Annotated in this window: 4 protein-coding genes; 3 read left to right on the forward strand and 1 reads right to left on the reverse strand. The window is 69.7% G+C overall.

Annotated elements, in window-relative coordinates; all coding sequences use genetic code 11:
• The first annotated feature begins 38 nt into the window (after window positions 1-38).
• Genes flhA through FOY91_RS20775 form a run of 3 tightly spaced genes read left to right on the forward strand, consistent with a single transcriptional unit; the run spans window position 39 to window position 3,680 of the window.
• Window positions 39-2,147, forward strand: a complete 2,109-nt coding sequence (gene flhA / locus FOY91_RS20765) for a flagellar biosynthesis protein FlhA (protein WP_145155904.1) — start codon at window positions 39-41, stop codon at window positions 2,145-2,147.
• Window positions 2,144-2,962: a P-loop NTPase gene (locus tag FOY91_RS20770; RefSeq protein WP_162527302.1), complete on the forward strand. Its 819-nt coding sequence runs from the start codon at window positions 2,144-2,146 to the stop codon at window positions 2,960-2,962. Before flhA ends, FOY91_RS20770 begins: the two co-directional genes overlap by 4 nt.
• Window positions 2,949-3,680 carry a sigma-70 family RNA polymerase sigma factor gene (locus FOY91_RS20775; protein ID WP_145155909.1) on the forward strand — a complete coding sequence of 244 codons (732 nt, stop codon included), beginning with the start codon at window positions 2,949-2,951 and terminating at the stop codon, window positions 3,678-3,680. The genes FOY91_RS20770 and FOY91_RS20775 overlap by 14 nt, the downstream gene beginning before the upstream one ends.
• A gap of 190 nt (window positions 3,681-3,870) precedes the next feature.
• Here the strand turns inward: FOY91_RS20775 and FOY91_RS20780 are convergent.
• A partial coding sequence (locus tag FOY91_RS20780) for a flagellin (RefSeq protein ID WP_275266055.1) occupies window positions 3,871-3,996 on the reverse strand: 126 nt, incomplete at its 5' end.

Below are 3,996 nucleotides of genomic sequence, written 5' to 3' on the forward strand. Positions count from 1 at the left end.
GATCTTCGCCTTCACCGCGCCGGTCAGGCGTCTGACCGATGGCGACCGGCGCGGTGAAGGCGAAGATCTGGGCGGGCGCCGGCAAGGGCGCCATCATGCCGCTCGCCACGCTGATGCTGGTGGGGCTGATGGTGGTGCCGGTGCCGTCGCTGGTGCTGGACATCGGCTTCATCATCAACATCATGATCTCGCTGGCCGTGCTGATGGTGTCGCTGAACGCCGCCAAGCCGCTCGACTTCTCGTCCTTTCCCACGGTGCTGTTGTTCGCCACGCTGCTGCGGCTGTCGCTCAACGTCGCCTCCACCCGCGTGGTGCTGGTGGACGGGCACGAGGGGCCGGATGCGGCCGGGCATGTGATCGAGGCGTTCGGCCACTTCCTGATCGGCGGCGACTATGCGGTCGGCATCTTCGTGTTCGCCATCCTGATGGTCATCAACCTCGTCGTCATCACCAAGGGCGCGGGGCGCGTGTCGGAGGTTTCGGCGCGGTTCACCCTCGATGCGATGCCCGGCAAGCAGATGGCGATCGACGCCGACCTGAACGCCGGGCTGATGACGCCGGAAGAAGCCAAGCACCGCCGGCAGGAAGTGGCGACCGAGGCCGATTTTTACGGATCGATGGACGGCGCATCCAAGTTCGTGAAGGGCGATGCCGTCGCGGGCGTGCTGATCCTCGTCATCAACATCGTCGGCGGGCTGATCCTGGGCGTCGTCAGCCACGGGCTGTCGATGTCGGATGCGGCCTCCACCTACATCCAGCTCGCCATCGGCGACGCGCTGGTGGCGCAGATCCCGGCGCTGCTGCTGTCGATCGCCGCTGCCGCGATCGTCACGCGGGTGTCCTCGCCGCTGGACCTGTCGGGCCAGATCATCAGCCAGTTCGGCTCGGCCCGCGCGTGGACGCCGGTGGCGGCGATCCTCGGCTTTCTCGGGCTGCTGCCGGGGATGCCGCATCTCATCATCCTGCCGGCCGCCGGCGTGGCGGGCTATATCGCGTGGCGGCTGCGTCCCGGCGCGACCCCGGCCGCGCCCGCCGCCCCGGTGGAGGACAAGACCGCAGCGCCTTCGTCGGCGATCGGGTGGGACGAGGTGTCGGACGGCGCGGCGCTGGGGCTGGAACTGGGCTACGGGCTGATCTCGATGGTGGACGAGCGCAAGGGCGCGCCGCTGATGGCGCGGATCACCGGCATCCGCCGTCAATTGTCGCGCGAACTCGGCTTCGTGGTGCCGATGGTGCGCGTGCGCGACAATCTGGCGCTGGGCGCCAACCAGTACCGCGTCATCGTCTCGGGCGTCGTGATGGCGGAGGACGAATGCTGGCCCGACAGCCTGCTTGCGCTGGACAGCGGCGCGCTGGAGGGCACGGTGGAGGGCCGCGCGGTGCGCGATCCCAGCTTCGGCCTGGAGGCGGTGTGGATCGATCCGGCCAAGCGCACCGAGGCGGTGATCGCGGGCTACACCGTGGTCGATCCGCCGACCGTGATCGCCACGCAGCTGAACCAGATCATCGCCGCCGCCGCCGCCGACCTGTTCGGCATGGACGAGGCGCAGAAGCTGCTGGATGCATTGAAGGAGAGCGCGCCGCAGCTCGTCGCCGGGCTGACCCCCGCGCCGTTGAGCCTCGCGCATATCGCCGGCCTGTGCCGCGCGCTGCTGGCCGAGCGGGTGCCGCTCAAGGATTTCCGCCGCATCGCCGAGGCGATGGTGGAGGCGGCGCGCGAGGTTTCCGATCCGGTGCAGCTGGTGGAGGCGGTGCGGCTGCGGATCGGTGCGATCATCGTGCAGGGGCTGGTGCCGGTCAGGCTGCCGCTGCCCGTCATCACGCTGGACGCCGGGCTGGAGGCGATGCTGGCGCAGGCCGTGCGCGCCGGCCCGCAGGCGACCCATCCGTTCGAACCGGCGCTGGCCAACCGCATCGTCGCCGCGGTGAACGCCGCCGCCGAGCCGCTGGTCGGCGCCGCACAGGCCTTCGCCATCGTCACCTCGCCGCTGGCCCGGCGGGCGCTGTCGCGGCTGCTGCGGCCTCATCTGCCCGATGCGCCGGTGCTTTCCTTCCTTGAGATCCCGGATGGCAAACCCGTAGAGGTTGTCGCCGTGGTCGGTGGCGCGGGCGCGCCGCAGGTGACGCAGCGGGAGATGGCATCGTGAGCGAATCGGCCCGCAACGTGCGCGTGGTGGCGCTGGCCAGCGGCAAGGGCGGCGTCGGCAAGACCTCGATCTCGGTCAACCTGGCCGTGGCGCTGGCGCGCGAAGGGCAGCGCACGATGCTGGTGGATACCGACTTCGGCCTCGCCAACGCCGCCGTGATGCTGGGGGTGAACCCGCCCGACACGATCGAGGACGTGCTGGAAGGCCGCCTGCCGGTGGAGGCCGCGATGCATGTGACCGGGGACGGCCTGCGCCTGCTGCCGGGGGCGAGCGGCGTGCTGGCCGATACCGCGCCGCTGGAAACCGCGAACCGCCGGCTGGCCGAGGGCCTGCGCCGGCAGAGCGAGACGCTGGATTTCGTCATCGTCGATTCGCCGAGCGGAGTGCAGCCGCAGACGATGCGCTACCTCGCCATGAGCGACCGCGTGCTGCTGGTGCTGACGGCCGAGCCGACCTCGTTCATGGACGCCTATGCCACGGTGAAGCTGCTGTCGCTCGATCACGGCTATACCGCCGTCTCGGTCATCTCGAACATGGTGGACAGCGAGGCATCCGGCCGTGACCTGTTCGGCCGGTTCCACGACGTCGCCTCCCGCTTCCTGCCGGCGGACCTGCGCTATCTCGGCTCGCTGCCGCGCGACGAGCACATGCGGATGGCGATCATGCGCAAGCAGCCGTGCGTCACCGCCTTTCCCGAATCGCGCGCGACGGCGGGGCTTGCCCGGCTGGCGCAGGCGCTCGCCGCCCACGACATTCCGCCGTCGTCCGGCGGTTCCCGTTTCCTCGGTCTGGAGCATCTCGATGGGGTTGCATGACGTCGCCGACGTGCCCGTCACCTACAAGCGCCGCCCGGCGAAGGCCACGCCCGCCGAACTGGCGCGCGCGCACATGCCGCTCGTCCGCCGTATCGCCTGGCATGTCCACGGCCGCGTCTCCACCGCGCTGGATATCGAGGACCTCGTGCAGATCGGCATGGTGGCGCTGGTGGAGGCGGCCAACGCCTATGAGGATCGCGGCCACGCCTTTTCCACCTACGCTTCAATGCGGATCCGGGGCGGGATGATCGATCACCTGCGCCGCCACGCCACCATCTGCCGCTCGGCGATGGGCAAGCGCAAGGAGATGAACGCGACCCGCGCGAAGCTGGAGAACGGCCTCGGCCGCCAAGCCAGCGATGCCGAGATGGCGGCCGCGATGGGCCTGGCCCCCGCCGCCTACCGCGAGATGGCGGACGCGACCGAGAGCACGCATCATGACTCGCTCGACGAGGTGTATTCCGACCAGTCGATGTGGTTCGCCGACGTGGAGGAGCGCGTCGACGTCTCGATCGAGCGCGGCGAACTGAGCGCGGCGCTGGTGGAGCGGATCGGCGATTTGCCCGAGCGCGAGAAGATGGTGCTGCAACTGTATTTCGTCGAGGAGATGAACCTCGAGGAGATCGGCCAGACGCTGGGCGTGGGCGCCGCGCGCGTCTGCCAGATCAAGAAGGCCGCGCTGGACAAGCTGCGGACCTCGCTGAAGGACTGGCGCTAGTCTTTTCTCCGCCGTCGCCGAAGGCCCGCTCCCGCACGCCGGGGGCGGGCCTTTTTCGTTGCGCGAACCCGCGCCGGCGATGGTCCCCGTATATAGAGTCTGTCGTCGCCCGGAAAACGAGGCGAGCCCCCGGCGCGGGGTAGGCGCCGGGGGCTCTCATGCCCGCTATGGGAGGACCAGTCCCGTCAGGTTAGCGGAGCAAGCTCAGGACACCCTGCGAGCTCTGGTTGGCCTGTGCCAGCATGGCGGTGGCGGCCTGCGAGAGGATCTGGGACTTGGCGAGGGCAGTCGTCTCGGTGGAGAAGTCGGCGTCCTC

The sequence above is a fragment of the Alterirhizorhabdus solaris genome, from assembly GCF_007785815.1.
GTDB classification, from domain to species: domain Bacteria; phylum Pseudomonadota; class Alphaproteobacteria; order Sphingomonadales; family Sphingomonadaceae; genus Alterirhizorhabdus; species Alterirhizorhabdus solaris.